Annotated in this window: 2 protein-coding genes and 1 pseudogene; 2 read left to right on the top strand and 1 reads right to left on the bottom strand. The window is 63.6% G+C overall.

Features of this window, described 5'->3' with window-relative positions; genetic code table 11:
- A partial coding sequence (locus tag AHiyo1_RS18050) for an amidohydrolase family protein (RefSeq protein WP_148667656.1) occupies positions 1–831 on the bottom strand: 831 nt, incomplete at its 3' end.
- Between the two features lie 386 nt (positions 832–1,217).
- Here AHiyo1_RS18050 and AHiyo1_RS18055 point away from each other — a divergent pair.
- On the top strand, positions 1,218–1,712 hold the full coding sequence (locus AHiyo1_RS18055) for a nucleoside deaminase (RefSeq protein WP_059389465.1): 495 nt from the start codon (positions 1,218–1,220) through the stop codon (positions 1,710–1,712).
- Positions 1,713–1,727: 15 nt separating this feature from the next.
- Positions 1,728–3,298 (top strand): annotated as a pseudogene (locus AHiyo1_RS18060) (NCS2 family permease).
- Positions 3,299–3,621: the final 323 nt, after the last annotated feature.

The raw sequence follows: 3,621 nt of genomic DNA on the forward strand, positions 1-3,621 counted from the left end.
CCAGCCGACGCTGTCCAAATAGTCCACGGTGCGCAGCCCGAACATCTCACGGCAGAAATCTTCCTCGTCGATGGTTTCCGCGAGGTGGGTGTGGAGCCGGACATCCAACCGTTCGGCCATGGCGGCGCTCTCGGCCATGATTTCCCTGGTCACGGAGAACGGCGAGCAAGGGGCCAAGGCGATCTGGATAACTGCTCCGTCTCCGCGCTCGTGATACTTCCCGATGAGCCGTTCGCTGTCCGCGAGGATCACCTCGGGACGCTGCACGGTGGAACGCGGCGGCAGGCCGCCGTCGTCCTCGCCGAGCGTCATGGACCCGCGGGTGAGGGTCGCGCGCATGCCGAGTTCACGCACGACGCCGACCTCGACGTCGATCGCGTCCTCAAGTCCCGCGGGGAAGAGGTAGTGGTGGTCGGCTGCCGTGGTGCAGCCGGAAAGCAGGAGTTCCGCGAGCGCTACCTTCACGGCAAGCTCGAGGCTGTCCGGAGTGAGGCGCGCCCATACGGGATAGAGGTTCTGCAGCCAAGGGAACAGGGGAGCGTTTGCTACCGGGCCCCAGGCCCGCGTGAGGGTTTGGTAGAAGTGGTGATGCGTGTTGATGAGCCCGGGCAGCAGGACGTGGCTGCCGGCGTCGAAAGTTTCATGGCACGGCGCGGAAGGGCGCTTTCCTGCGGGGACGAGCTCGGCGATTTTCCCATCGCTGACCACGATGCCGCCGCGGGCGTCGAGGCCGTTTGCGGTGAACACATCGAGGGGATTCTTGATCCAGAGCCGGGAAGCGGCCGGGTCTGTTGCGGGGGCTGCTGGCTGGAAATCGGATGTCGGGGACACGGGGATCCTTGTCTGGTCGGCGTAGTTGCGTTCCAGCTCAGTGGTTCCTGTCTGCTGATCCAGGTTCCGGAGGTCAACCCTGCCGGTGGCACCCAGCGTAAGTGGCTCCCCGAAATGCGTCAATGTGACCGGCGCGAGATACGGGCCGCTGCCCGGCGCTAAACGCAAATTTCACATGTCGAAACTTTTTTTCCAGAAACTATGGCGCGGCTCACAACTCCGGTGCTAATCTCAATTTGCCAAAGGCGGGCACCCGGACTCCGGGAAGCTATCTACCAGGCGAAACCTTCAAAAGCACATGCTGAAGCCTGGTAATCGCAGCACTGGTCTGTCATGTTCAGATGCCTCCCTGGTTACAGGCTTCCTCAGCACTAAGGAAGTCGCACATGAGTACCACCGTCACGGCCGAACATTTCTTGGCCACTTCCATTGAGCTGGCAACAGCCAATGTCCTCAACAGCGGCGGGCCGTTCGGCGCCGTCATTGTCACCGCGGATGGCCGCGCCTTCGAAGGCGTCAACCGGGTCACCGCGACCAACGACCCCACGGCCCACGCCGAGGTCACCGCCATCCGCAACGCCTGCCGCGAGCTCGGCACCTTCGATCTCAGCGGAGCAACCCTCTACACGAGCTGCGAGCCATGCCCCATGTGCCTGGCCTCGGCGCTCTGGGCCCGCATCGGAAACGTGGTCTTCGCAGCAGACCGGCACGACGCCGCATCAGTCGGCTTCGACGACGCAGTCTTCTACGACTACTTCGAGAACGAAGACCGGGACACGCTCATGCCGGTCACCAAGCTGGAACTGGGCGACCCCCAGGCCCCGGCCATCCTGGAACCCTTCAACACCTGGAACACGCTTGACTCCAGGATTGACTACTAGGGCCGGTGGCTGAAAATGACAATCCTGGACCCCGCAGAAATGCGAACGGCAACTGAAAAGCAGGCTGCGCCTTCCGGTGCAGGGCAGACAGAGGCACGCGAAAAGCACACGGCAACCGGACTGGCACAGCGGGGCAGCAGCCCCAAGCCACCGGCGTCGAACTCCTTCCTGGATCGTTTCTTCCAGATCACCAAGCGTGGCTCCACGCTGGCCCGCGAATTCCGCGGCGGCATCGTCACGTTCTTCACGATGGCCTACATCGTTATCCTCAACCCACTGATCCTGGCGGATTCTCCGCCCAGAACGCACCCACGGACGTGGCCGGCGGATGGTTGTCCGCGGCACAGGTGGGGGCAGTCACCGGCCTGACCGCAGGTGTCATGACGGTCCTCTTCGGCCTGATTGCGAACATGCCGTTCGGGCTCGCAGCGGGCCTGGGAATCAACTCCTTCCTGGCAGTAGCCGTCATCCATGAGGTCACCTGGCCGGAAGCCATGGGCCTGGTGGTCATCAACGGCATCCTGATTGTCCTGTTCGGCGTCACGGGCGCCCGGACCGCGATCTTCAAGGCCGTCCCCAAGGAACTCAAGGCCGCCATCACCGTTGGCATCGGCCTGTTCATCGCCTTCATCGGCTTCGTCGATTCCGGCTTCGTCCGCGCCACCAAAGGCGGACCGCCGGTTCAACTCGGCAACGATGGTTCCATCACCTCAATACCAACCCTTGTTTTCATTGTCGGTCTGCTGGTCATGGGAATCCTCGTGGCCCGCAAGATCCAGGGCGGCCTCCTGATCGGAATCGTCGCCACCACAGTCCTCGCCGCCGTCGTCGAGGCCGTCATGCACATCGGGCCTGGCAGCGCCGCCAATCCCGGTGGCTGGCACCTCAACACCCCGGTACTGTCCGGCCAGTTGGTTTCGGCCCCGGACTTCAGCCTGGTGGGCCACTTCGACCTCTTCGGTTCGTTCTCGAGGATTGGCGGCCTGGCGGCCACGATGCTGGTGTTCACCCTGGTGTTCACCAACTTCTTCGACGCCATGGGCACCATGACCGGCCTCGCCAAGAGCGCCGGAGTGGCTTACAAGGACGGAACATTCCCCAAGCTCAAGTCGGCCTTCATCGTCGAAGGCCTGGGTGCGGTGGCGGGCGGCGCGACGTCGGGCTCGTCCAACACCGTGTACATCGACTCCGCTGCCGGGATTGGCGAAGGCGCCCGCACCGGGCTGGCGTCGGTAGTCACCGGGCTGCTGTTCCTGGGTTCGATGTTCCTGACCCCGCTCACCAGCGTAGTTCCGCTCGAGGTCGCAGCCGCGGCCCTGGTAGTGGTGGGCGCCATGATGATGGCCCAGATCCGCGAGATCAAGTTCTCCAAGTTCTCCGTGGCACTGCCCGCCTTCCTCACCATCGTCACCATGCCGCTGACGTACTCCATCGCCAACGGCATCGGCGTCGGATTCATCTCCTGGGCCGTGATCCACGGGGCTTCAGGGAAGGGCAAGAAGGTCCATCCCCTCATGTGGGTAGTGACCGTCGGCTTCCTGATCTACTTCGCCCGCGGGCCGATCAGCTCGCTCATGGGAGGATAGCCGGCCGTTGAGACGGCGGTCCGGCCGCAAGACACCGCAATGAATAGGCGTCCGCCGATCGTCACCAACCGCATCAAGCGGACGACGACGGCGGGCGGCGGTGAAGTGCGGCCGCTCCGCTAAGGACCGGGGTGGGAAATGAGAGGCCCGCCCCGGTCCTCTTCACGCAACGGGCTGCCTGTTTACCCGAAGCTCTCCTGTACAGACGCAAGGAATGAGAATATGAGGCAAGATCGCACACTGCCCCGGGCGGGTCTCCGGTCCGGGACCTCGGTAAAGGAGGTGTTGCCATGCTGGAATTGATGCCCTCGCTGGGCACATGG

Origin of the sequence: Arthrobacter sp. Hiyo1 (assembly GCF_001263615.2) — a bacterium.
Taxonomy (GTDB): domain Bacteria; phylum Actinomycetota; class Actinomycetes; order Actinomycetales; family Micrococcaceae; genus Arthrobacter.